23 protein-coding genes are annotated in these 23,615 nt (G+C 67.3%); 9 read left to right on the top strand and 14 right to left on the bottom strand.

Going from position 1 to position 23,615, the window contains the following annotated elements; translation table 11 throughout:
• Positions 1–89: 89 nt before the first annotated feature.
• Positions 90–1,133, bottom strand: coding sequence for an NAD(P)-dependent alcohol dehydrogenase (locus AC1DES_RS13395; RefSeq protein WP_476896194.1), 1,044 nt, complete (start codon positions 1,131–1,133; stop codon positions 90–92).
• A 315-nt stretch (positions 1,134–1,448) separates the two neighbouring features.
• Between AC1DES_RS13395 and AC1DES_RS13390 the strand changes: the two genes are divergently transcribed.
• From AC1DES_RS13390 to AC1DES_RS13360, 7 genes are all read left to right on the top strand, one after another.
• The gene (locus AC1DES_RS13390) at positions 1,449–1,631 is read left to right on the top strand and encodes a hypothetical protein (protein WP_476896193.1); all 183 of its coding nucleotides are present in this window, start codon (positions 1,449–1,451) and stop codon (positions 1,629–1,631) included.
• A 103-nt stretch (positions 1,632–1,734) separates the two neighbouring features.
• A complete protein-coding gene (locus AC1DES_RS13385) occupies positions 1,735–3,273 on the top strand; it encodes an efflux RND transporter periplasmic adaptor subunit (protein ID WP_476896192.1) in 1,539 nt (512 codons plus the stop codon).
• Positions 3,274–3,276: 3 nt separating this feature from the next.
• On the top strand, positions 3,277–3,996 hold the full coding sequence (locus AC1DES_RS13380) for an ABC transporter ATP-binding protein (RefSeq protein WP_476896191.1): 720 nt from the start codon (positions 3,277–3,279) through the stop codon (positions 3,994–3,996).
• Positions 3,993–5,237, top strand: a complete 1,245-nt coding sequence (locus AC1DES_RS13375; RefSeq protein ID WP_476896190.1) for an ABC transporter permease — start codon at positions 3,993–3,995, stop codon at positions 5,235–5,237. The genes AC1DES_RS13380 and AC1DES_RS13375 overlap by 4 nt, the downstream gene beginning before the upstream one ends.
• A gap of 8 nt (positions 5,238–5,245) precedes the next feature.
• Positions 5,246–5,818: a hypothetical protein gene (locus AC1DES_RS13370; RefSeq protein ID WP_476896189.1), complete on the top strand. Its 573-nt coding sequence runs from the start codon at positions 5,246–5,248 to the stop codon at positions 5,816–5,818.
• 521 nt (positions 5,819–6,339) lie between these two features.
• Positions 6,340–7,644: an MFS transporter gene (locus AC1DES_RS13365; RefSeq protein ID WP_476896188.1), complete on the top strand. Its 1,305-nt coding sequence runs from the start codon at positions 6,340–6,342 to the stop codon at positions 7,642–7,644.
• Positions 7,645–7,752: 108 nt separating this feature from the next.
• Positions 7,753–8,208 (top strand): cytidine/deoxycytidylate deaminase family protein, encoded by a 456-nt coding sequence (locus tag AC1DES_RS13360; RefSeq protein ID WP_476896187.1) that lies wholly within the window; start codon positions 7,753–7,755, stop codon positions 8,206–8,208.
• Between the two features lie 15 nt (positions 8,209–8,223).
• Here AC1DES_RS13360 and AC1DES_RS13355 read toward each other — a convergent pair whose 3' ends face one another.
• Positions 8,224–8,583, bottom strand: coding sequence for a hypothetical protein (locus AC1DES_RS13355; RefSeq protein ID WP_476896186.1), 360 nt, complete (start codon positions 8,581–8,583; stop codon positions 8,224–8,226).
• A 135-nt stretch (positions 8,584–8,718) separates the two neighbouring features.
• Positions 8,719–9,342: a hypothetical protein gene (locus AC1DES_RS13350; protein ID WP_476896185.1), complete on the bottom strand. Its 624-nt coding sequence runs from the start codon at positions 9,340–9,342 to the stop codon at positions 8,719–8,721.
• 654 nt (positions 9,343–9,996) lie between these two features.
• Here AC1DES_RS13350 and AC1DES_RS13345 point away from each other — a divergent pair.
• Both AC1DES_RS13345 and AC1DES_RS13340 read left to right on the top strand, forming a co-directional pair.
• Positions 9,997–10,503, top strand: coding sequence for a sigma-70 family RNA polymerase sigma factor (locus AC1DES_RS13345; protein WP_476896184.1), 507 nt, complete (start codon positions 9,997–9,999; stop codon positions 10,501–10,503).
• Complete coding sequence (locus tag AC1DES_RS13340) at positions 10,500–11,219, top strand: zf-HC2 domain-containing protein (protein ID WP_476896183.1); 720 nt, start codon at positions 10,500–10,502, stop codon at positions 11,217–11,219. The genes AC1DES_RS13345 and AC1DES_RS13340 overlap by 4 nt, the downstream gene beginning before the upstream one ends.
• Here the strand turns inward: AC1DES_RS13340 and AC1DES_RS13335 are convergent.
• From AC1DES_RS13335 to AC1DES_RS13285, 11 genes are all read right to left on the bottom strand, one after another.
• A complete protein-coding gene (locus tag AC1DES_RS13335) occupies positions 11,203–12,474 on the bottom strand; it encodes an MFS transporter (RefSeq protein WP_476896182.1) in 1,272 nt (423 codons plus the stop codon). The two genes, AC1DES_RS13340 and AC1DES_RS13335, sit on opposite strands and share 17 nt — an antisense overlap.
• 79 nt (positions 12,475–12,553) lie before the next feature.
• Positions 12,554–12,823, bottom strand: a complete 270-nt coding sequence (locus AC1DES_RS13330; RefSeq protein WP_476896181.1) for a hypothetical protein — start codon at positions 12,821–12,823, stop codon at positions 12,554–12,556.
• An 84-nt stretch (positions 12,824–12,907) separates the two neighbouring features.
• A complete protein-coding gene (locus AC1DES_RS13325) occupies positions 12,908–13,501 on the bottom strand; it encodes a TetR/AcrR family transcriptional regulator (RefSeq protein WP_476896180.1) in 594 nt (197 codons plus the stop codon).
• Positions 13,498–14,520, bottom strand: coding sequence for an aldo/keto reductase (locus AC1DES_RS13320; protein ID WP_476896179.1), 1,023 nt, complete (start codon positions 14,518–14,520; stop codon positions 13,498–13,500). Before AC1DES_RS13320 ends, AC1DES_RS13325 begins: the two co-directional genes overlap by 4 nt.
• 42 nt (positions 14,521–14,562) lie before the next feature.
• On the bottom strand, positions 14,563–15,705 hold the full coding sequence (locus tag AC1DES_RS13315; protein WP_476896178.1) for a phosphotransferase: 1,143 nt from the start codon (positions 15,703–15,705) through the stop codon (positions 14,563–14,565).
• Positions 15,702–16,811 (bottom strand): phosphotransferase, encoded by a 1,110-nt coding sequence (locus tag AC1DES_RS13310; protein ID WP_476896177.1) that lies wholly within the window; start codon positions 16,809–16,811, stop codon positions 15,702–15,704. The genes AC1DES_RS13315 and AC1DES_RS13310 overlap by 4 nt, the downstream gene beginning before the upstream one ends.
• A complete protein-coding gene (locus AC1DES_RS13305) occupies positions 16,808–18,073 on the bottom strand; it encodes a phosphotransferase family protein (RefSeq protein ID WP_476896176.1) in 1,266 nt (421 codons plus the stop codon). The genes AC1DES_RS13310 and AC1DES_RS13305 overlap by 4 nt, the downstream gene beginning before the upstream one ends.
• Positions 18,070–19,989 carry an ABC transporter ATP-binding protein gene (locus AC1DES_RS13300; protein WP_476896175.1) on the bottom strand — a complete coding sequence of 640 codons (1,920 nt, stop codon included), beginning with the start codon at positions 19,987–19,989 and terminating at the stop codon, positions 18,070–18,072. Before AC1DES_RS13300 ends, AC1DES_RS13305 begins: the two co-directional genes overlap by 4 nt.
• On the bottom strand, positions 19,986–21,158 hold the full coding sequence (locus AC1DES_RS13295; RefSeq protein ID WP_476896231.1) for a glycosyltransferase family 4 protein: 1,173 nt from the start codon (positions 21,156–21,158) through the stop codon (positions 19,986–19,988). Before AC1DES_RS13295 ends, AC1DES_RS13300 begins: the two co-directional genes overlap by 4 nt.
• Complete coding sequence (locus AC1DES_RS13290; protein ID WP_476896174.1) at positions 21,158–22,378, bottom strand: glycosyltransferase family 4 protein; 1,221 nt, start codon at positions 22,376–22,378, stop codon at positions 21,158–21,160. Before AC1DES_RS13290 ends, AC1DES_RS13295 begins: the two co-directional genes overlap by 1 nt.
• Complete coding sequence (locus AC1DES_RS13285) at positions 22,365–23,561, bottom strand: glycosyltransferase family protein (protein WP_476896173.1); 1,197 nt, start codon at positions 23,559–23,561, stop codon at positions 22,365–22,367. The genes AC1DES_RS13290 and AC1DES_RS13285 overlap by 14 nt, the downstream gene beginning before the upstream one ends.
• Positions 23,562–23,615: the final 54 nt, after the last annotated feature.

Raw genomic sequence — 23,615 nt, 5'->3', positions numbered from 1 at the left:
TTCTCCGTGTCGAATCCGTCTTTCGAGGGTGCCGTTCAGCCGGCAGGGCCTTTGGGACGCACCCGGCCTGTGGCCGGGTGCCTCCCTGGTTAGTTCAGGGTCGACGTGTCGATCACGAAGCGGTAGCGCACATCCGAGGCGAGGACACGTTCGTAGGCCTCGTTGATCTTGCTGGCCGGAATGACCTCGATCTCGGCACCGAGGTGGTGTTCGGCGCAGAAGTCGAGCATTTCCTGGGTTTCACGGATGCCGCCGATCATCGAACCGGCGAAGGAGCGGCGTCCCGCGATGAGCGCGAAAGCGTTCACGGGGAGCGGTTCGGCCGGTGCGCCGACGTTGACCAAAGCGCCGTCGAGCGTCAGCAGTTGCAGGTAGGAGCTGATGTCGATCGAGGCGCTGACCGTGTTCACGATCAGGTCGAACGTGCCGGCGAGGTCCGTGAAGGTGTTCTCATCGCTCGTGGCGTAGTAGTGGTCCGCGCCGAGGCGCAGGCCGTCTTCCTGCTTTTTGAGCGACTGGGACAGCACGGTAACCTCCGCGCCCATGGCGTGGGCGATCTTGACGGCCATGTGGCCGAGTCCGCCCAGTCCGACGACGGCGACCTTCTTGCCGGGACCGGCATTCCAGTGGCGCAGCGGCGAGTAGGTGGTGATGCCGGCGCACAGCAGCGGGGCCGCGACGTCCAGATCGATGCCCTCAGGGATCCGGACCACGAAGTCTTCGGTCACGACGACGTGGGTGGAGTAGCCGCCCTGGGTGATGGTGCCGTCGCGGTCGACTGCGCCGTAGGTGCCGGTGTTGCCCTTCAGGCAGTACTGCTCCTCGCCGGCCTGGCAGTTGACGCACTCGCCGCAGGAGTTCACCATGCAGCCGACGCCGACGCGGTCACCGACAGCATGCTTGGTGACGGCCGAACCGACCTCGGTGACGATCCCGGCAATCTCGTGGCCGGGGGCGAGGGGATAGGACTGCGGTCCCCAGTCGCCGCGGACCGTATGGATGTCCGAGTGGCAGATGCCGGCGAACTTGATGTCGATCAGGACATCGTACGGGCCGACATCGCGGCGCTGGATGGTCGTCGCGACCAGATCCTCAGTAGCGGACGGGGCAGCGTAAGCGTTAACGGTAAGCATTCTTCTCCAGTAGTGGTCGATTGAGTAGTTAGGGTCGTTGGGGAGAGGGTCAGTTTCAAAGTCGGACAAGGGCATTGAGGGCCCGGCGCTCCGCCATGGCGTGGCGGCCAGCCGGGACGTCGTCGAGGGGCCGCCATTGGGTCAAACACCGTGCCGGGCTGGATTGTTCCTAAGGAGGTCCGGCATGAGTTCTACAATGTGGTCCACGTTGCCTCAGTTCAAGTAAAGAGGGGGAAACCCGATGGCGGGAGACCCTGTCGATACAGGTACCGGCAGGGCCTCCCACGGACGTGCCGGGGCTTCTAGGTGGAGGGCGTGGACACCGCGCGTGCCGGTGTCACCAACACGGAGCGAGATATTTTGGAAATCCGGCCGAAGCAGCCGAGCAACAAGGGCCCTGCCGGGGTGTTCACCGGCGACGTCCGGTTCGACGTCATCGCCAAGGGCGAAGGGTCCTCACTGCTCCACGTGACCGCCGCGGAGTGCCGCGCGCAGTAAGGCGCCGACGCACCCCGGGGTCCGAAGAGGGGACGCGGGCCGGCGGGGGTTGCTCCCACGATTTTCCCGGTCTACGCTCAGCTACCCCGGTTAAGGTCCACGCATGACCTCAAAAACTCTGCTCATCAACTCTGCCCTGGGCGCCGTGATTCTGGCGCTGGGCGCGGGGACTTACCTTTCCGTCACGGCGGCGGGTTCAACGACTCCTGCGTCCGCGGTGCGGAGCGTGGCGGTGAGCAAGGCCACCATCGCATCGGTTGCGACTGCGTCGGGCAATGTATCTCCGGCGACGACGACCGTGGTCAACGCCCAGAACTGCACGGGCCCCATCCTTTCCGTCAGCGCAGCGCTGGGCCAGCAGGTGACGGCCGGCCAGCAGCTTCTGGTGATCGACCCGACCAACGCCCAGAACGCGCTGAAAGCGGCGCAGGCCCAGCTGGATTCGGTGAGCGCCCAGGCCAACCAGCAGCAGGTGTCCGCCGCAGGACAGGTGTCCTCCGCCAACCAGGGCCTTGTCAACGCGCAGCAGTCAGCGGGCCTGGACGCCTCGCAACAGGCCGCCGCGGTGGCCGCCGCACAGAAGTCGGTGGATGCAGACAACGCAGCCCTGTCCGCTGCGCAGGCCCAGCCCGTGCCCGCCCCGAAACCTGCCAACTGGGTGGACCCGGTGGCGGCCGCACAGAACCAGCTCGCCAAGGACCAGCAGCTCCTGACCCAGGCGCAGAACCAGCAGTCCGCCACCCAGCTCAAGGACAAGCAGCAGGTCGCCACGGCATCCACGGCGCTGGGCAACGCGCAGAACGCGGCGGCGTCCGCCGGAGGCGCCAATGTCACCAGCGCGCAGCTGGCGGTCGAGACTGCGCAGGCCAACCTCGCCGCCTGCACCCTGAATTCTCCGGTAGCCGGCACCATCACCGCGGTCAGCGCGACGGTGGGCGCATTGACCGGCGGTAGCGGATCCGCAATCTCGGGTTCCGCAGCCTCCGGCGCTGCAGGCGCCGGCGCCTCCGCGGCGTCGGGGGCCGCCTCCGCGGCGGGCTCGGCGGCTGCCGCCGGGTCCAGCAGCGGCCTCGTGACCATCAGCGACACAGGACACCTTCAAGTGGTGGCAGGCTTCTCCGAATCGGACATCGCGAACATGAAGCCGGACCAGACGGCCCAGTTCACTTTCCCGGCACTGAACCAGGATGCCGGTGCGGCAACGGTCACCGGCAAAGTCGAATCGATCGCGCAGACCGCAAGCACCACCAACGGCGTCGTGACGTACCCCGTCACGGTGTCGATAGGGAACCCGCCGGCGACCCTGCGACTGGGCCAGAGCGCCAATATCTCCGTCACTACTGCCACGGCGGACAACGCCCTCGTGGTTCCAACGCTGGCGGTCACAACCACCGGCGCCCGCCAGAGCGTCAACGTGGTCAAAAACGGCGTAACGACCCCCACCAAGGTCACGACCGGAATCGCCGCCAACGGGAGGACCCAGATCCTCACCGGCCTTTCCGAAGGAGACCAGATTGAACTTCCGGCCATCTCCAGCACCCTTGACACCGGCGCCGCCACCACTCCAGGCGGCGGTCTTGGCGGGGGCGGATTCGGCGGCGGCGGCACGCGCGGCGGCGGCACCCGGAACGGCGGCCAGTAGAGCATGGCGGCGGTGATCGACCTCTCCGGAGTCAGCAAGGTTTATGGCAAGGGCGAAGCGGAGGTCCGGGCGCTCGATGGCGTGGACATCACGATCGAGCGCGGCGACTTTGTGGCCATCATCGGGGCCTCCGGCTCCGGCAAATCGACCATGATGAACATCATCGGCTGCCTGGACGCCCCGACGACCGGCAGCTACTTGCTCGACGGAATCAATACCGTCGAGCTGGACGAATACCAGCAGGCACAGATCCGGAACCGCAAGATCGGCTTCGTCTTCCAGAACTTCAACCTGATCTCCCGCACCAAGGCTGTCGACAACGTCGCCATGCCTCTCGCCTACGCCAGGGTGGGCCGGCACGAGCGGCGCGCGCGTGCCCTCGAGATGCTCGATACCGTCGGGCTCTCCAGCCGGGCGGGCCACAAGCCCTCGCAGCTATCGGGCGGCCAGCAGCAGCGCGTGGCGATCGCCCGGGCCCTGGTGACCAACCCGGTCCTGTTGCTGGCCGATGAACCGACCGGTGCCCTGGACTCGCGTTCGTCGTCGGACATCCTCGATCTCTTCGAACGGTTGCACGCAACAGGGCGGACTATCGTCATGATCACGCACGAGATGGACGTCGCCGAACGGGCGGGGCGCGTGGTGCGCATGCAGGATGGCCGGATTGTTTCCGACGACCGTCAGCAGCCGTCCGGCGACCGGATCCTGGCTGTGGCGCCATGAACCTCCTGGAATCCGCCCGGTTCGCCCTCTCAGGGGTTGCCGCCAACAAGATGCGCTCCGTACTGACCACGCTGGGAATCCTGATCGGCATCGCCGCCGTCATTGTCCTGCTCGCGGTGGGCGCGGGAACGTCCAACGCCATCAAAGCCCAGATCGGCAAGCTTGGAACCAACGTGCTGACGGTCAACCGCTCGACGTCGGTCGGGGGACGCGCCGCTGCCGGCGGCCAGGTCGGGGCGAGCCGGACCCGCAGCACCAACCTCACCCTCGAGGACCAGCAGGCCCTGACGGACCCGGTGCTGGCCCCGGACGTTGCCCGGACGGCGCCGATCGTCCAGGCGCAAAACGTGACCGGAACGTACAGTGGTGCCACCCATGCTGTGGCCAGCTTCCTGGGGACCACGGCGTCGTATTTCGATATCAGCAACAGTGCCGTGGCATCGGGAGCGCTGTTCACGGACGCCGACGAGCAGGCGGCAAACCCCGTCGCGGTCATCGGCAACACAGTCGCAACCGATCTCTTCGGGAACAACCCGGCATCCGGCGTCGGGCAGACGATCCAGCTCAACGGCCAGAACTTCACCGTCGCCGGCGTGTTGAGCATCAAGGGCTCGTCCGGGCTGAACGACCCCGACGACGTCGTCGTCGTTCCGCTGTCCGCCGCGCAAAACAAGTTCACCGGTTACGCCCCGACGCTGGCGTCGATTACCGCCCAGGCGAAATCGGCCGAGGTGATGAACCAGGCCCAAAACGAACTGCAGATGATCCTGGATGCCCGGCATCACGTGGATGCCACCAACCGGGACTACCAGATCCGGAACCAGGCCCAGATCCTCACCACGGCCACCAACACGACGCAGACACTGACAATTCTGCTCGGCGCCGTCGCGGCGATCAGCCTTCTTGTCGGCGGGATCGGCGTCATGAACATCATGCTGGTCACCGTCACCGAGCGCACCCGGGAGATCGGCATCCGCAAGGCGATCGGTGCCTCGCGGGGGAGCATCGTGGCCCAGTTCCTGATTGAGTCCCTGGTCATTTCCGTCATCGGCGGGGTGGCCGGCATCGTCATCGGCTTTGTCGGGAGTGCCTTCCCCGTTCTTGGCGTCCAGCCTGAAGTCCAGCCGTGGACCGTGTGGGTCTCCCTTGCAGTGTCGGCCGTCATCGGCCTGGTCTTCGGCGTCTATCCCGCCAACAAAGCCGCGAAGCTGCGGCCCATCGATGCACTTCGTTACGAATAGGACGTCCCGTGAAGAGTTTCCTCCCAGCCAACACCTCCATGACCCGCCGCCGAAGCGACGTCGACGGCGCGGCGTCGCCCGCCACGGAGTCCGTGGCCACCGACCCGGCACTCACCCAGGTGCTGCCCGAGACGGCGCCTGAGGCTTCGGCTGGCTGGTACCGCGACGGGGCGCCGTCCGACGGCGTCGGGAACGGCCTCGAGCTCACGGAGCCTGAGGACGGGAACCCGGATGAAGGGGGCGGCGTCCCGGTATTGCCGCCGGCGGACCACGAGCCGTTTGTGCCGAAGCCCAGATTCGTCATGGGACGCTCGACCAGGATCCTGGCGTGCGTGGCGCTGGTCGCGGCCGGAGCATTTGCCGGTTCCGCGGTGCAGAAACAGATAGACACCGGGAACCGCGCCGCCAGGTTCGGCAACTTCCAGGGCCCCGGTGCGGGAACCGGTTCCGGCACAGGAAGCGGCAACGCAACGACTGGCCAGGGACGCCGCAACGGCGGTACAGGTGCCGGTGGCTCACCGGCGGGCGGCGCCGGTTCCGGCCCGCAGACCGCAGCTCCCACGCCAGGGCCCGGTCAGTAACGCGAGCGGGAGCACCAGTGTCTCCCGAGTCCCGCTCCGGCGGATACTCGGCGCGGCAGAATCGTTGACATGGTGAAGATCTTCAATATAGTTGTGTGAGTAGCGTCACTCAGCAAAGGAATTCGGTGAACGAAGAAGACTTGGCCGGCCCGTCAGCGGCTGCGCAACGTTCGCTTCCGACAGCCATCGGAAACCGTATGCGGACAGGTGGCGCAATCTCAAAAGGTGCCCGCGGGGCGGCCGGGGACGCAGCGAACGAGCTGCCGACACCGGATCTGAAGGCGGCCACCGAAGCGGCGATTCAATGATCTTCTCCGCCAGGATCCCGCAGTGGTTTGTTAATCGCTACGAAGAGGTATGCGTAGCTATCCGGGTTAATTCGCCTCCCATCTGGTGAGGCCGTCAGGCCCTAGTTCGGCCCAAAAATACCGATAGTTTCGTCCATCGTCTCCCGGCTCTCCGTCCGGCGGCGGTGGTCCATACACTCACGCGCCCAAAAAGCGCTGGCGAAGGAAGCAATCATGATCGACACAGGCATCAAAGATGATGTGAGTAGTTCCCGGACAAGAGGCTTTTCTCCTGAGGTCCGTAGAGGCATACTCGCCCTCGGGCTGGGGAACACCCTTGAGTGGTACGACTGGATGGTATTCGGTCTGCTGTCCGCCTTCATCGGACCCAAGTTCTTCCCGTCGACGGATCCCCTGGCCGCCACATTGAACGCCCTGGCTGTCTTCGCCGTGGGCTTTGCCTTCCGTCCGCTCGGCGGCATCCTGCTCGGAACCCTGGCAGACCGGCTCGGACGGCGCCGTGTGATGCTCTGGTCCATCGCGATGATGGCCGGAACCACGCTCATCATCGCATTGACGCCGACCTACCAGCAGATCGGCCCCTGGGCCGGCATCATTCTTCTCGTATGCCGGGTGATCCAGGGCATTTCCACCGGTGTGGAGGCCCCGCTGTCCACGTCCCACGCGGTGGAACTTGTGCCTGCGGGCCGCGAAGGATTTGTGGCCGGGATTATTTCCTTCTACGTCAACATGGGCATCCTGCTGGCATCCCTTGTCAGCTACGTGGCGAGCCTGGCCTTGGGCGCAGCCGCCATGTCGGACTGGGGATGGCGTATCCCGTTCGTCATCGGTGCGGTCCTCGGCGTCGTCGTGGCCTACCTGCGCCGCGCGCTGCCGGAAACGATGAAACCTGAAGAGCTGGCAGGAAGCACCTCCAAGACCGTGTGGAAGGGCGTGCGCAAGAACTGGCTCAGCGTCCTGGCCATCACCTTCGTCGTCGGCGCCGCCCAGGCCTATAACTACGCCTGGAACACCGGGCTGCCGAACGCCGCACGCAGCAGCTTCAAGGAAGATCCGACGGCGGTCTTCGCCGTGACGACAATCCTGGGCGTCGTCCTCGTCATCGGAAGCCTCGTCGTGGGCAAGCTGACGGACGGCAAGTCGATGTCCAAGTGGTTCCTCGTGACCCGGGCCCTTGCCGTTCCTTCCGTGTTCCTCATGCTGATGTACGTCCAGCCGGGAATCGGCGGGTTCGCCGCTGTCCTGCTCGGCGGCTCCGTTGTCCTCGTCCTGAACATGACCCTTTACAACGTCGTCTCGAGCTCCCTGATGCCGAAGGCCTGCCGGGGTGCCGGAACGTCGCTGGGCTACGGGATCGGCGTCGCGCTCTTCGGGGGGACTGCGTCCTTCCTTCTCGTCTGGCTGCAGTCCCTGAACGCCGCCTGGATCTTCCCGGTCTATGTAGCGGTTCTGTCCATCCTCAGCATCATTTTCTATCTCCTCGCCCGTCGGGCCAACGGCCTGTTCGTCGGAGACTGAGGACCCTTCCGGGAGCGGCGTCGGGCCTTCACATCACCCTGGAAGGTGATGTGGGGGCCCTCGGCCTTCCCGGCGACCGTCACCCACATCAACAATCGGAGGATTCACGTGATCACGTTCGACCTCGATGCCTTAGACATCGAACTCTATGAGGCCGCCTGCGCGCAGCTGTTAGCGGCACATCACGTCGATAACCACAGGGTCGCGGCCGCGATGCGGGGCGGTTCAGGGCAGATCTATCTCGGTCTTCACGTGGGCTCGAAACGGGTCAACGTCTGTGCCGAGTCCAGTGCCGTTGCCAACGCCTGCATGGCCAACGAGACATCCATCGAATCGGCCGTGGCGGTGTGCATGACGCCGGCGGGAGTGCCCCAAGTGACCAACCCCTGCGGCGTCTGCCGGGAACTGATGCGCACGTACGGGTCCGGCACCACCGTCCTCATCGATGCCGAAGGACGGGTCGGGAAAGTCACTGTGGCAGAGTTGCTGCCGTTGCCGTGGATGCGGGCGGCAGGGAATGACTGGACCGTGGCGCCTCCCAGCGCTTCAGGACTGGGCGTCTGAGGACGGCACGCCGGGCTACCGCTGGCAGTACCAGGAGTGCGGATCCCACCAGTACACGAGCCCGGCATAGGCGCCGCCACCGTACTCGATGACGCATTCCTGGTTGACGTTGATCCCGTCGGAGGTGTCCGAGCCCAAGACGCACCGCCAGCTGTAGGCGTCGTACTGGTCCAGGATCACGGCCCGGATTTCGAAGGCATCGTAGTACTGGGTGTTGCAGGCGCGCTGCATGTCGACGCCGCCGAGGTAGGTTCCCGCCGATGCCGGCGTCGACCCGCCCAGCAGGCCGGCAGTCGTGAGGGTGAGGGCCGCCGCCGTGGTCAGGGCCTTGCGGATGATCGTGGGGCTTCGGAAGCGCGGAGCCTGGCTTTGCACGGGTCTCTCCTCCCTGGACGAGAACGGCTGAACGCCGTGGCGCCCGGTGTATCCACCCGACGCTAGGGCCGGTTTAGTCCTGCGCGGGGATCCGTGTCAATAGCTCCGGCTACCCGCTGGATTCGAGGGTGCATCCTACTCAGCCAGGTATGAGTCAATTGCCTGCTGCATCACCGGGCCGTAGCGGTCCCAGGAGTCGGCGAAGGCTGCCACGACCAGTACGCTGCTACCCCTGGCGCCCGCCACAAGGCACGCTATCTCACGATATTCGTGGGCGCCGATGCGGGTCACGTAGGCGTCGGCCACGCACGAACCGGTTCCGCCGCGGAACCCCATTCCGTCACGGCTGGAAATTCGGGTCGCGGACGCAGCGTGCTCGTCCGTGAGGTGGTCGAGGCGGAATTCCGGCCAGTTGGCCAGCGACTCCTCACCCTGCTGCGGCGTGGCGTTGAGATAGACCTGGAGATCACCGTTCGGTGCGGTGAGGGCGGCAGACAGGCTGCCGGGGTCGCTTTCCACCGGGCTGGCGCCTGGCGGGATGGAGAGAACCGCCGTTCCGTCCGGAAGCTCCCTGGATTTCCAGCCGGCCGGCGCCGGGCCCGCCTGGAACCACGCGAATGTTGTGGTGCCGGCCGGGGCCAGCACGGGTGTCCGGTCCTGAGCCGGGGAGCTGCAGCCGCCCAGGACCATCGCCGCCAGGGCCCCCAACACCCGGGCGGTCACCCTGGTCCGGCGGAGCCGCGCCGAACTCCCGGACAACCAACCCTGCGGCCGGGGTTGGCCTGTCTTCGCCCTACTTGTTGCCGTCACCGTCGTCCGGGCCTCCGTTGTTATCGGCATCATGATCGTTCCCCGCGGGTGCCCGTGCGGGCGGGGGAGCCATCCGCGGAGGCGGGGGCGGAGCTACCCGCGGCGGGGCAGGCGGCGGCGGCGGGGGCGGAGCTACCCGCGGCGGGGCGGGTGGCGGCACGACCACCGGGGCCGGGGGCGGAACGGGCGGCAGCACGGCCGGCGCCGGAACTTGGGCCGGCACAGTAACTGTGGCCGGGGACGGAACTTCTGCCGGAGACGGCACCATCGGCGGCGTGGCGGTTTCATCGGTCGTCCCGGGGGCCGTGGGCTGCGGGGACGGCGCCCCCGTGCCGGGCAGGGTGCTGACCCCGGATGGGGCAGGGGCCGGTGCCGACGGTTGTCCGCCGAAACATGCTCCCAGCAATAGGGTGCTGCCCAAGGCCGCGGCGGCCAGCGCCGGGCGGGGAATCTTCATTGTGCCCTCCTGAGGCAGTGCCCGGCATGGATCGCCGGACTCGTACCTAAGAACGGTCGCGGGAGCCCGCGGGTTCAAGCCCGGCTGGATTATTCGGCTGGTGAACCAAAGGGGGGCCCGCTTCGTTCCCTAACTGGGAGGTTGAGATGTCCGATCACGAGGCTGAGCTGCTGCGCTCGCTGAATGAGGCCTACGGCCCGGCGCTGCGGCGGTTCGTCACGGGACTGACAGGCGACCGTGCGCTGGCGGACGACGTCGTGCAGGAGACCTTGATCCGGGCCTGGCAACATCCCGATGTGCTCCAGCGGGCGGAGCCGGCGGTGAGGGCCTGGCTCTACAAGGTAGCCCGCAACCTCGTGATCGATGACCGCCGGAGCGCCCGACGGCGGCACGAAACGGAGGCGGAGCGGCTGCCGGAAATCCCGGAAACGGACCGGATTGACAGGATCCTGGACGCGTGGCTCGTCTCTGACGCCCTCGCAGGATTGTCCGCCGACCACCGGGCTGTGATTTTGCATGCGTACTATCAGCGTGAGACAACGGCCGAAATGGCGAAAAGCCTGCAGCTGGCTGAAGGGACCGTGAAGTCCAGGCTGCACTACGCGTTGAGGGCCCTGCGGCTGGCCCTCCAGGAAGGCGGAGTGACTCCATGAGCCCGACCGGAATCGACAGTTACCGCAGCTGGGATGCAGCGTATGTGCTGGGGGCCCTGATCCCCTCTGAACGTCACGAGTTCGAGGAACACCTGGCCGAATGCGCCGGATGCAGGGCCGCAGTGGCCGAGCTTGCCGGGCTGCCGGCATTGTTGGCCGCCCTGTCACCCGCGGAGGCACGGACACTGGCGCCGGCTGCCGACGTGACGGCATCGCCGGGGCTGCCATCCGGTCTGGCGGATCATGTCCGGGTCCGGCGGCGGCGGACGCGGCTGGCCGCTGCCGCCCTTGTCCTTGGCGCCAGTGCGGCGTCCGGCGTAATCACCGCCGCGGTCACCAGCCCGGCCCCGCCGGCCCTACAGACCCAGGCTGCATCGGCCGCAGCCCTTCACTTCACGCCGACAGGCGCCAGCGGGCTGGCCGCGAAGGGGTCCCTCACCGGGCAACCGTGGGGAACGCGGATCGACTGGGAGTGCACCTACTCGCCTAACCCGGGCGACTACCCGGCAGGATCCGGCGGCGCTCAAAATCCGGAGGAGTACCGCCTGATGGTTGTTGACGCCCGGGGCGTCGCAACACAGGTGGCCAGCTGGACAGCGACCCCCGGGACGGTGGCGACGCCGACGGCGACCACCACCATCCGGGCTGCCGACATCCGCCGCGTTGAGATCCGTGCCGCCGGCAGCGGGAAGACCCTTCTCAGCGCAGTGCTGTAGCGCCGGGCAAACGCCGCCGGCTGAGCGGGGAGAAGACCACGAAGCCGCAGCCGGCAAGCGATCCGGCTGCGGCGATCCACATCGTCGGCAGCATCCCCAACCACCCGCCCAGGAGGCCGGCCGCCAGGCTGGAGACGGGCATCACTCCCCACACGGCGAAGCGGATCGAGGCGTTCATCCTCCCCAAAAGATGTGGCGGACAAAGCCGCTGTCGCAGGCTGACCTGCGTGATGTTGTAGGTCAGGCCCATGAACGATACGCCAAATTCGGCGAAAATCAGGACGGCGAGTGAGAATTCACGGGCCCCCGCCGCCAGCGGGATGAACGCAAGCATGAGCGAGCCCGCCACGGCAGAGAGTCCGATGACCCGTCCCTCCCCGACCCGGCGGGAAAGAGCGGAGGCCGTGAGGGCGCCGAGCAGGCCTCCGATCGCACCGACCGACAACACGAGCCCCAGACCCGCAGTGCCCAGGTTTAGCTGTCGAAGTATGAGCAACGGGAGCAGCGTGGAGGACAAGGTGCCGAACAGGTTCGCCGTCGCGGTTGTGCCGACCACCCTGCGAATGAGCGGCTCGTGGGCGACAAACCGGACTCCATCAGCGATTTCACTCACAAGCCGGCGGCGTGCTCCGCGGTCTGGTTTCACCTCCTGGTCGCTGATCCGCTTCAAGAAGACTGCCGAGAACAGGTAGGACACGGCGTCGGCAATGAGCAGGACCGGGGCGGAGGCGATGGCAATCAGGGACCCGGCAAGCGCCGGGCCCCCGATGCGGGCGATCTGGAAGCTTGCCTCAAGCCTGGAGTTGGCTTCAGCGACCTTTTCTAAAGGCACGAGGATCGGCACGTAGCTTTGGTAGGAGACATCGAAGAAGACGGTGGCAATTCCAACAACGGCCGCGACCACTGCAAGATGCCACAACTGCAGGAGTCCAAGCCACCAGAGCAGGGGGACCGCAGCAATCGCAATCGCCCGGATCAGGTCGGCTGCGATCATGACGTGCCGCTTGAGCCAGCGGTCCACCCATGCGCCAGCCGGGAGCCCAACAACGAGGAACGCCGCCGTTCCGGCGGCGTTCAAAACACCGAGCTGCCATTCACCGGCGTGCAGGAGCGTGACGGCTATGACGGGCAGCGCGAGGGAGCTGAACTGGGAGCCAAGCTCACTGATGCTCTCAGCGCCCCAGAGTCCGACAAAGCCTTTGTGCCGCCAGAGCGACGGCGGTCGCGTCCGGGAATCCGTCTGCCGGGTGCTCATGACATTCGCCTCCATCGAGTGTGATCGGCAGTAGTCAATCACATCCACCGGCGGACGGCGTCCATCGGCGTCGGTTTCCCTACTCTCCGGCCATTCCGGTGTGGACAAGCACAAATTCGATCTTGTTGGCCGGGCGCACTGTCTTTCGCGGGCCACGGGAATATCCCTTTGCGTCCAGGTGGTTCTGCGCCCGGTACTCCGCCAGGGCCTCGTCATACGCCTTGTTCAACCGGCGCCCGGAGAGCACCGCCTCGGATCCGTCGTTGAACGTGACGGACACGGGCGTGCTGTCAGGAAAATGCCTGTTCATGCGGACGAAGCCGTCGGCGTCCTGCTGGAGATTGATCATGTGATTCCTTGCTTTGCGTGGTGTGTTTCGTCGGGAGCTGACAGGAGCGGGTGTTCGCTTGCGGGCCGGTGGGCGCGTCCGGACCTACCGCGTGGCGAGGCCGGCGACGAGGACGCGACATACGGCGTCGAGGTCCTGGCTGATGGCGGGCTTGTCCCAGTCCTCGGCGTGGGCAGGGTGGTGGAAAAAAGCAGTCGCCTGCAGCACCGCGCGTCCTGCTGAGGGAGGGTCGACGGCGGCAAACTCGCCACTGTCGATACCCGCGGCGATGATTTGGGAAATCTGCGCGGCGAGATGGCCGACATGTGCCGAGACAACGTCCCGGGCCTCGGTGGTGAGCCGGTGAAACGTGGCGAAAAGCTCCGGGTCTTCCCGTGACATGCGCTGCTTCGTCGCGGCCAGCTGCCGGATCCAGCGGAGCAACCGCTCGACCGCCGGACCGTCGTGTTCATCCACGACCGCCGCAAGGGGTGCCGACAACCTGGCCAGCCAGCGCTCGGCGACGGCATCCCTGAGGGCGATTTTGCTCGGAAAGTGCCTGTAGACACTTCCGTGGCTGACGCCCAGCACCTTGGCGACGTCCACGACATTTGTTTTCGCCGGCCCGTAACGGCGGAGCACGTCCTCGGCAGCGTCCAGGATTCCGTCCGTGGTCAACACGCCCGGAGGGGTGGTCACGGCCGTTCGCTGTCCAGGAAGGACATCTGTCCGGCGTCGTACCGGGTACCCGCGGCGGCTTCGGCAGGGACGGCTGCTTCGATTTCGGCCAGGTCCTGCGGTGTCAGTTCCAGCTCGGCTGCGCCGAGGGACTCCGCGAGCCGGTCCCGGCGCCGGGCGCCGACCAGCGCGACGATGTCCTCGCCGCGGGACATGACCCAGGCGATGGCGATGCGGGCGACGGTGGTCCCCCTGGCCTCTGCCAGACGGCGAAGGGTTTCGACGAGCTGAAGGTTGTGGTCGAGGTTCTCGCCGCTGAAGCGGGGGAGGTGGGTGCGGAAGTTGCGGCCTTCGCTGCGCTGCGCGGACCAGTGCCCGGACAGGAGGCCCCGGGACAGTACGCCGTAGGCGGTGATGCCGATGCCCAGTTCCCGTGCTGCGGGCAAGATGGTGTCCTCGATGCCGCGGGAAATGAGTGAATACTCGATCTGCAGATCGGAGATGGGGTGGACGGCGTGGGCGCGGCGCAGAGTGTCCGCGCCCACCTCGGACAGGCCAATGTGGCGGACGTAGCCCTGGGTGACGAGGTCGGCCATGGCCCCGACGATATCCTCGACCGGCACCGAAGGGTCGAGGCGGGCGGGCCTGTAGATGTCCACGTAGTCCGTCCCCAGCCGGCGCAGGGTGTAGGCGATGAAGTTCTTGATGGCGACGGGCCGCGTGTCGACACCGCCCCAGCCGCCGGCAGGATCGCGCAGCGCGCCGAATTTCACGCTGATGACGGCGTCTTCACGCCGGCGGCCGCGCAGGGCGTCCCGCAGCAGCATTTCGTTGTGGCCCGAGCCGTAGAAGTCGCCGGTGTCGAGCAGGGTGACTCCCGCATCGAGGGCGGCGTGGATGGTGGACTTGCTCTCGGCGTCGTCCGCGGGGCCGTACAGGTCCGACATGCCCATCAGGCCAAGGCCCAAGGGGGAGACCGTGGGGCCGGTTGCGCCGAGGCGGCGCGGCCAAAAGAGGGCGGTGGTGGGGTGCGTAGACATAAAAGAACCATACAGCAATGGAATGACAGATTTCATATTCTGTCAGCTGACGGTTTTGAGGTTTGCGGGCCGCACTGACGACGCATGGGCGAACGAAGGGGTTTCATCCCCTGCAGCGCGGTCGAGGAAATTACCGGCCAGGGTGGCCCACTCCGGCCTGAAGGAATAGAGGCAGCCCAATCGCAGGCGTGTCGCCTGGGCGTAGGCGTCGAAGCGCGCAGGCGTGACCCGTAATTCCTCGGCAGCTGCGATGACCTGGCGGCGGGCGGCCGTGTAGCGTCCGGCTGTCAGGCGGCCCTGGCGCAGGCGCAGCTGCAGGTGCACGGCAAGGTTTGCGAGGTCGGCAGCAGCTTCGGCCCGGCCTGCCTCGTCGAAATCCAGCAGCCCGAGGGGAGCCTCGGGGCCTTCGGCGAATATCTGCTTGTCGTGGAGGTCGCCATGGGACAGCCCCAGCGGATCAGGTTCGGTGCCGAGCAGCTGCTGCCCGATCCGGGCGGCGGCGGAACGGACGTCGCTGCGCTGGGTTTGCGCCGCCGGGTCGTCCTGGGCATGCAGCAACCACAAATTGACGATGCGCTGCAGGTTTTCCAGTTCGACGGCGGCCGTGCGGGCCGGGAGCGCCTCATAGGCAGCGCGGTGCGCAGGAGCGCCAGCCAGCAGTTGTTGCCGGATCCAGCACTCGGACCATTTCCGCCAGGCTCCTTCGAACACGGCGTCGCTGCCCGAGGGGTCCTTTCCCAGCTCGAACAGGGAACGCCCGGGGAGGGCGGTCAGGAGAAGGCAGCCCGGGGTATAGGACACCACTTGCGGCGTGAGGAAGTCCCCGGCGTCCAGGATGGCGTTCATCCGGGTGTGCCGTCCCGCGGCTTCGTCGGACTGCCTGGTCCGGAAGATTTTGAAATAACCGGCGCCGGCCTTCACCACGGCACGCTTGTGGGCCCGGTGCACCACGACCTCGCCCAGCGGTGCCGCATGCGCGAGGGCGGGCAGACGCCGGTCGCCCCCCTCCGGTATCAGCTCCAGCGCTCCGGCCCGGAGATGGGCGGCCCTGACGCCCGGGCGCCCGGGCGCCGCAAGCTCCATGGTGTAGTCGCCCGCGGCGGCTTCGGGCCAGGCCCGCCGGACCAGCCATTGTGTTCCGTCCGTGTCCGGGACAGCGGCCGGGACGGCCGGGTGCCAGTTCATGCCGTCAGCCCCTCCGCCGCGCGGACGGGCGGGTGCGTGGCGCGTTCGTCGAGAACGGCGAGGGCCAGGGCTGATCGCCCGGGCAGCGGAGAGCACGCCAGGCGCAGCCACGCTGCAGCGGAATAGGCATGGAACCTGACCGGGCTCACCTGCAGCAGGTCAGCGGCGGCCCGGACCTGCGTGTGCGCCGCGAAGAAGCGTTCTCCCGTCATGCGGTTCTGCCGGACACGCAGCTCCAAATGGACGTCCAGATTAGCGAGATCGAGGGCGGCCTCGGCCTGGGCGGTGTCGTCAAAATCCAGCAGGCCCAGCGGGGAGATGCCGTCGCCGGCCAGGATCTGCTTGTCGTGGAGGTCACCGTGGGCCCACACCAGGGGATCCGGCGCCGTCCGGAGGAGGTTCTGCGTCACGTCCTCTGCCCGGGCACACAAGGCGTCGCGCTGCGAAGATGCCTCCGGGACTTTCGCATAGTGGTGCAGCCAGCGGTTCACCCAGCGCCACAAATCGGCTACTTCAACGTCGGGCGGGTGAAGCGGGAGGGTGGCAAGGGCGCTGCGCCTGGCAGTATCGTAGCGGGCACCCACCTGGGCGGCCCAGGCGTGCGCAAATTCCTGCCACACCCAGGCGAACCACTCATCGGTGATGGCCGCGTGGTCCTGGCTCAACTCGCCCAGCGTCCGTCCGGGGAGGGGGCTGAAAACAATGACATCCGCTGAGTTCCGGAGGACCTTGGGCGCTGCGAACGTGCGGGGGTCCAGCAGGAGATCCGTTTGGGCGCATCGTTCGGCGGGGACAATCGCCTCGCCTGGCCGGAAAACCTTGATGTAGCAGTCCTCCGCCCGGACGACGGCCCGTGCGTGGGGCCTGTGGGCAATGATTTCGCCATACCGTGCCTCTGCCTGCAGGGCCGGCAACCCGGGATCGTCCCGCGGCACGAGCTCGAAGCGACCGGCGCGCAGATGCGCGGCCCTGACTCCCGTTCGACCGGTCGTCAGGACTTCCATGATGTAGTCCCCCGGAGTCTTATCCGGCCACGCCCGGTGGACCTGCCAGGTTCGCCCGGAGGCGTCGACGACGGCCTGCGGGACCGGCGGGAGCCAGGTCATCGGACCAGCTCGCAGGCGCGGTCGATATGCCGGGACATGTCGGTGGCCCAGTCCGCGGCCCGGTCCCTGAAGGGGTCGACGCAGCCGGCAAACATGCGCAGCGCCGCCCAGAAATCCACTGCGGCGGCGTTGAAGCGGCCGCCGGCCTGCACATAGCCATCGATCAGGTGCCGGGTTTCCGGACCGACAGATGCGTTCGGGTGATCGCGCCACCGGCTCATTTCAGCCACGGCGGCGAAGGAGCCCAAATCAGCTTCTGCGGCCGCGTTGTGGGCACGGTCGAAGTCGATCAGACGGACCTCAGAGCCGCTGACCAGCACCTGGTCCGCGGAAAAGTCCCCATGGATCCGGACCGGAGTCCGCCAGGCGCCGACCGCGTCCAGGCGCTGGCGTATCCGGGCGGCCGCGGCTGCCGCAGCCGCTTCCAGATCGGGCAGGAGGGCCGCGACCATGGCGCAGGTGGCCGCCATTTGGCGTTCCACGAGGGCTTCGGACCCGGCGGGGCCGGCGTCCCCTTCCGTCGGAAGGCTGTGCAGCCGGGCGAGGGCTTCCCCCGCGGCGCGGGCGGCCTCGGGGTTGTCGCTGGCGGACAGGTCCCGGTCGCCCCATAGCGGGCTCGCGGTGGTTCCGTGCTGCCATGTGTCGGCGTCCCCCAGCAGGCGGAGCACAGGAACCCCATGCTCGAGCAGGCGCTGGTGGAAACGGCCTGCGGTCTCGGGGACGGCCCGAGCCGCTGTCTTGACCACGATCGGTGAACCCGGGGTTTGCTCCACCAGAACGACCCGCCGCTCGGGCTTGTAGCGCACGACCCTGGCGGAGCCGCCGGGGAAGCCGCGCTCGGACGGAAGCCCGGCGCCGAGCAGCTCAAGGCCCTGGTTGCGCAGCCAGCGCAGGTTATCGAGCAGGGCCCAGTCGTCATCGACTCCGCCCACAGCGATGACCGCGTCCGCGTCAGCCAAGGCCGGGCGGAGCAGTTGTACGCCGCCGCCGCGCCGTTCGGACTTCCGGGCGCGTCCTGCCAGCTGGGTATTGCCTGCCGTCGTGAGCGCCCAACCATAATCCTCTTGACCGCCGCGGGTGCGGCAGAAGGCAACCAGCACGGACGTGCGTGGTTTGTACCGGACCCGGGTGATGCGGGCCGGCCCGCCCAGCAGCTCGGATAGACGGTCGTCGTCGAGCACGGCTGCGAGGCACGGCAGGGCATCGTCGCGGACGGCGAGCGCGTGATCGGCGCCGCGCAACGGAGTACGCACGGAGTTCACGTCGGCACCTCAACGTCGTGCAGCTCCACTCGCTGTCCGTCCGCTTCCTCGTCGCTGCGCGGGGTGGGAGGACCACCCATCCACCTGCTGAACCGGCTTTCCGGGTCCTGCAGGAGATCCAGGGGGCGGCCTTCTTCCAGGATCCGCCCATTCTCAAGCCAGATGATCCGGTCGGACAGGCGGGCTGCAAAGGCATCGTGGGTGATCGTGATCGAGGTCCGCCCCGTGGTCAGAACGTCAAGGGCATCCAGGATCGATTCGCGGGAGGCAGGGTCCAGTCCGGCGGTGGCCTCGTCAAGGATGACGATCGGCGCCTGGCGCAGGATGGCACGGGCGATCGCGATCCGCTGCCGCTGTCCGCCGGAGAGGTCCTTGGCAGCTTCACCCAGGACTGTGTCATAGCCGTCGGGAAGGGCACGGATGAAGTCGTCTGCCTGCGCCAGCGCGGCGGCGTGTTCGATGTCCTCATCGGAGGCGTCCAGGCGGCCGAACCTGATGTTCTCCCGCACGGTGTTGCCGAAGAGGACGGAGTCCTGGAGCAGGATGGAGACGTGGGAGCGCACGGACGAAATCTGGAGTTCCTTCAGGTCCTCGCCTCCTACCCGTACCGTGCCGGTGGTGGGGTCGATCATGCGCAGGACCAGGCTGGCCAGGGTTGACTTTCCGGCGCCGGACGGACCGATGATGGCCAGGCGTTCCCCGGCCGGAATTCTCAGGTTGATCCCGTGAAGGACTGTGGTGCCCTCGCCGTGTCCCGCGCAGACGTTGTCGAAGACAATTTCCGGGCTCCGGCTTTCCAGGGGGCGGGCATTGGGCGCTTCGGGCACGTCGGTCTGGGCCTCCAGCAGGTCCGCCACGCGCACGCCGGACGCAGTGGCCGAGGCGATCCTGCTTGTTTGCTTGGCGAGATCCTTCAGCGGCTTCATCCCGGTTTTGAGGTAGGTGAGGAAGACGATGAGGTCCCCGGGGGTGATGGAGTGCTGCAGCACGCGCCAGCCTCCGCCGGCCAGGACGACGGCCGTGGCGAGGCCGATCAGCACGTCGGTGCGCCGCTCGAGGCTGGCGGCCAGCCGGAGTGCGACCACCCCGGTCCCGAGGGTGGCCGTGTTGCTTTTCCGGAAGTTGGAGCTGATGGTGTCCTCAAGCCCGTAGGCCTGGACCTCACGCATGGCGGCGAGGGTCTGGGCCGCCGTTGTGGCTAGCGCCCCCTCACCTTTGCGGGAATTTCCGGCTGCCGTCGTGATCGATCCCGAACTCCGACGCGACAATATGGCGAATATGCCGGTCGCCAGGAAGACAACGAGGGCCAGCATCGGGTCAAGCCACAGCATGATCACGGTCATTGCCAGGAGGGTAACGGCGTTGCCGAGCATGGGGAGCCCGGCCGTGACGGCAACGTCCTGCAGGCGTGAGACGTCACTCACGAGCCGCTGGACCGTGTCACCGGAGGAGGCCCGAGTGTGGTGCCGCATGGACAGGCCCTGAACGTGGCGGAACGTGCGGGCACGGAGTTCGGCCGCGACACGTGAGCCCACGAGGGCGAAGGAGATTGCGGACCAATAGTTGGCAATCGCCCGGAGGACACTAATGACCACGATCACGCCGCCGCACAGCAGCAGCGTCTGTGTATTGGCTTCCAATGAGGGCCCCGGCCGTCTCAGGGTTGCGCCCAGCGAACGGGAGACCGCATCGACCACCAGTTTCACTGGCCATGGCTCGAGCAGCCGGAAGAGGACGTCCACGGCGAGGGCGGCGAATCCGACCGCAATCCGGAGGCGGTGCTGGCGCAGATGCGGCCGGACGCACCGAAGTGTCCGGCGGATGCCGGACTCCGGTTTACGGCCGGTGCCCAGTCGCGGCCACGGCCTCCTATCCCGCATGGCCCCGGTCAGCAGGTGCCTCGACGCTGCCGTCATGGCAAAACCACCTTTCGCGGGGCAGGCAGCGCGGCTGTGATGCGGGCCAGCACCCCATTCCAGCTGAAACGCCTTTCGGCGTCCTCACGGGCCCGGCTGCCGAGACCTTCGCGCAGGGCGGGATCGTCCGCTATCCGGGTCAGTGCTGCAGCGAAAGCCCGGGGTTCGGAGGCCGGGACCAAAATGCCGGTGCGTCCGTCCTCCAGGATGGAAGGAATCTGGCCCACGGAACTCGCGATAATCGGCATCGCGGCGGCCATGTACTCGTAAACCTTCAGCGGCGAGAAGTAGTCGTCGCGTCCTTCCTCGTCAGCGGGATAGGGCGCAGCAGCGGCGTCGCATTCATGAAGAAGTCCGGGCACGGCCCCTGGCGGCACCGCCCCGGTGAACTCCGTTTCCACTCCGAGGGAAACGGCAAGGTGTTCAAGGTCCATCCGGCCCGGGCCGTCGCCGATGATCCGTACCGCCCACCGGTTCCCCGGAGCGGCGGCTGCGGAATTCGCCAGCGCGACGGCGTGAAGCAGGTCGGGGACCCCGTGCCACGGCTTCAACGTTCCGACAAAGCCCACCGTAAGGTGGTCCGGATTCCGCCGGCCGCGGGGGCGTGGCGTGACGCGGTCGACGTTGACGCCGTTGGGTGCCAGGACGGTCCGGGCCGTGGGTACCCGCTGGCGGATCCAGCGGACCACCGGTTCGGAGACGCAGGCCACCACATCCGCTGCCCGGGCATTGCGCCGGAGAATGCTGTCGGCTGTCTGGACATCGGTCAGCTGCCGGTAGCGCTGTTGTTCATCGATGAGGGGGGAATTGACTTCGAGCACCGTAGGCACGGCGAGGATGTGGGCCACCACGGAGGTCGCCGGACTGAACAGCGAGCAGCGTTCGTAGGTCAAGCCGCACCCGTCGTGCAGGATCCTGTCGGTGAGGGCCAGCGCAGCGTCTTCGACCGCCCGTTCATGGGCGGCCCCCTCACTGTGCCTGGGCCGGATTTCGACGACTTCAAGATCCGCCAGGTCGGCAGGGCGGTCGGTTCCGAGCCGGGCGCAATACACGGTGACGGTTGCCCCGGTGTTGCGCCAGGCGCGGATGATTTCCTGGACGTGGACGGATGAACCCTTGGTGCCGAAGACGGGCACCCCGGGGTCCGCGCAGACGTAGGCCACCCGCATCACGCGACCTTCCTTTCGGCGCGGCAGAGGGATCGCAGCAGTTCGGCCTGGCGTCGGACGTCGAAGTCGTGTTCGATCAGGGCCCGGGCGTTGCGGGTCATTGCGACCCGGTCGGTGCCGGGGGAGCTCATCTTCCGAATGGCGCGGGCCAGGAAGTGGGGATTGGCCGGGCGGGCCAGGATCCCTGTCGAACCGTTCCGGACGACTTCCGGGATTCCGGTGACGGCCGTGCTGATGCAGGGAACGCCGGCGGCCATTGCTTCCAGGAGGACCGTGGGCATGCCGTCGGCATTGCCGTCGGCGCCGACGACGCAGGGGGCGACGAACATATCGGACGAATCGAGCAGCTCGTGGACCTGGTCCTGGGTCCGGGCTCCGATCAGCCGGACGTGGTCGCCCAGCCCGAGCCGTTCGATGCTGGCCCCAAGCTCTTCGGCCAGCACGCCGGTACCGGCGATGCTCAGGTCCAGCCGAAAACCTTCGTCCAGGAGTTCGGCGGCGGCGGGCAGCAAATGCTGGAATCCCTTCTTTTCCACCAGGCGTCCGACGGCGGCGATCCGCACCGTGGTGCCAAGGGGCCGCGGATCCCGGTACGGGAAGCGGTCGAGGTCCAGGCCGTTGCGGACCAGGTGGAGCCGGGCCGTGGACGAGGGGAAGCGCCGGCGCAGGTAGCGCAGGTTGAAGTGGCTGATCGTCACGGCGTGGTGGGCCTGTTCGAGCTTGATCCGGAGGTCTTCGCTGCTGACCGAGTCATGGAAGATGTCTACGGCATGGGCCGTGAAGGAGTAGGGGATGCCCGTGATGGCGGAGGCCAGCCGGGCTACGCTGGTGGCTCCGGACGCGAAGTGGACGTGCATGTGCCGGATGTTCCGGTGCTGCAGGGCGACGGCCAGGTTGATGGCACGGACAGCATCGTCCGGGGCGGAGGCGGCGAGCTCGGCGAAGTTCCTGGCCAGGGCGCCCGTGAGGCCGGCCGCTTCGGCCGCATGAAAGCACTCCCAGAGGTCGATCGTCTTCAGCGGCCGGTCAATGTAGGTCACCGGCGCCTGGACCCTGGCGAGTTCGGAGTGGAACCTCGGGTCGTTGGGCGGCAGCAGGGAGAAGATCTCGATCCTGTCCCCTGCCGCTTCCCGGGCCAGGATTTCGGACACGATGAACGTTTCGGAGAACCGCGGATACATCTTGAGGACGTAGGCGGTCCCCGGCTCAGACGGCGACACGGCGGGCACTCTCCTTCACGGCGGCCGCCGGCTGGCGTTCGTTCGACTGGGGAACGCTCGGAAGCAATTCGGCGGCGAGTTGGGGAACGCGGATCAGGCCGTTCAGCAGGGCCCGGCGGCGGTCCACCCTGGTGCCGAGCCTCGCGGCCAGCCAGGCGGCCAGGATGTCCGGTGTCAGCGTTCCGATTTCATGGTGTTCGAGATATCCAGCCTTGGCCAGGGACGTGGCCCGGATCCGTTGTTCGGCGCGTGCCTGGCTGCGGGGAACGATGAGCGCAGGGACGTCGGTGCTCATGATCTCGCAAACAGTGTTGTAGCCTCCCATCGAGATGACGGCGGCTGCGTGACGGAGATGAAAGATGACGTCATCGACAGCGGAGACGATCTTGACCCCGGGCCGTGCCCGGCGCCGAAGATCGTTGAGCTCCTCGGCGGGCATCTGGGGCCCCGCGACGATCAGGTGGCCCAGCCCCTCGGGCACCGGCACTGCCGCTGCCATGCTCGCCAGGGCATGCCCGTCGGACCCGCCCCCAACGGTAGTCATGTAGAACGGGCCGGGCATGCAGGTGGTCCCGGAGCCCGGGGGCCGCCCGGCGGCGAGGTACCCGGTGTAATGGATGATCTTCCGCAGGGAAAATGGGATCTCGCCGGTTGCGACAGGATCGTGGACTGCCGGGTCGCCGTAGACCCAGATCGCATCGAACAAGGCCTTGACCAGCCGGGGACCGCCAAAGCGGGCCCATTCGGCGAAGGCGGCGTCGGGGGAGTCCAGGACTTCACGGAGGCCGAGGACCACCCGCACGGGACCGGTGGAGCGCGCCCGCCGCAGGGCCACTTCCAGTTCCCGGTGGACGCCTGTGGCATGGCGGTCCACTATCACCAGGTGCGGGCGGAAGCCCGCCAGCGTGGCCTGAAGCAGCCTGGCCCGCATGGACACCAGCTCCGGCATGGGCAGGCTCACGTTCCGCGGCACGTAGCCCTCAGGTCCTTTGGCGATGCCGGGAAGCAGGACCCAGTCCCACGCCTCCGGGGCGGGAAAGGCGGGCGCCAGTGAGGTGCCGGTGATGAGGACCCCGGTGACAGCCCGGCCGGTCAGGCCCGGCAACTGGTTGCTCAGGGCGTGCGCCAAGGCGAGATTGCGGCGTACATGTCCCAGGCCGACGGAATCATGTGAGTACAGCACTATCCGTAAAGGTTCCACCGTGGTCCTCCCGCAACGCTTTCATCTTCCCGGCGC

The organism is Arthrobacter sp. 05T442 (genome assembly GCF_056395945.1).
Note: the sequence above shows the minus strand (reverse complement) of the source record. Positions and strands in the feature narration are given on the sequence as shown.

Bases quoted from the DNA above. Each gene is read 5' to 3' on its own strand.
- AC1DES_RS13395 (WP_476896194.1), bottom strand. From the start codon at position 1,133: ATGCTTACCGTTAACGCTTACGCTGCCCCGTCCGCTACTGAGGATCTG.
- AC1DES_RS13385 (WP_476896192.1), top strand. From the start codon at position 1,735: ATGACCTCAAAAACTCTGCTCATCAACTCTGCCCTGGGCGCCGTGATT.
- AC1DES_RS13380 (WP_476896191.1), top strand. From the start codon at position 3,277: ATGGCGGCGGTGATCGACCTCTCCGGAGTCAGCAAGGTTTATGGCAAG.
- AC1DES_RS13375 (WP_476896190.1), top strand. From the start codon at position 3,993: ATGAACCTCCTGGAATCCGCCCGGTTCGCCCTCTCAGGGGTTGCCGCC.
- AC1DES_RS13365 (WP_476896188.1), top strand. From the start codon at position 6,340: ATGATCGACACAGGCATCAAAGATGATGTGAGTAGTTCCCGGACAAGA.
- AC1DES_RS13345 (WP_476896184.1), top strand. From the start codon at position 9,997: ATGTCCGATCACGAGGCTGAGCTGCTGCGCTCGCTGAATGAGGCCTAC.
- AC1DES_RS13340 (WP_476896183.1), top strand. From the start codon at position 10,500: ATGAGCCCGACCGGAATCGACAGTTACCGCAGCTGGGATGCAGCGTAT.
- AC1DES_RS13335 (WP_476896182.1), bottom strand. From the start codon at position 12,474: ATGAGCACCCGGCAGACGGATTCCCGGACGCGACCGCCGTCGCTCTGG.
- AC1DES_RS13330 (WP_476896181.1), bottom strand. From the start codon at position 12,823: ATGATCAATCTCCAGCAGGACGCCGACGGCTTCGTCCGCATGAACAGG.
- AC1DES_RS13320 (WP_476896179.1), bottom strand. From the start codon at position 14,520: ATGTCTACGCACCCCACCACCGCCCTCTTTTGGCCGCGCCGCCTCGGC.
- AC1DES_RS13315 (WP_476896178.1), bottom strand. From the start codon at position 15,705: ATGAACTGGCACCCGGCCGTCCCGGCCGCTGTCCCGGACACGGACGGA.
- AC1DES_RS13310 (WP_476896177.1), bottom strand. From the start codon at position 16,811: ATGACCTGGCTCCCGCCGGTCCCGCAGGCCGTCGTCGACGCCTCCGGG.
- AC1DES_RS13300 (WP_476896175.1), bottom strand. From the start codon at position 19,989: ATGACGGCAGCGTCGAGGCACCTGCTGACCGGGGCCATGCGGGATAGG.
- AC1DES_RS13295 (WP_476896231.1), bottom strand. From the start codon at position 21,158: ATGCGGGTGGCCTACGTCTGCGCGGACCCCGGGGTGCCCGTCTTCGGC.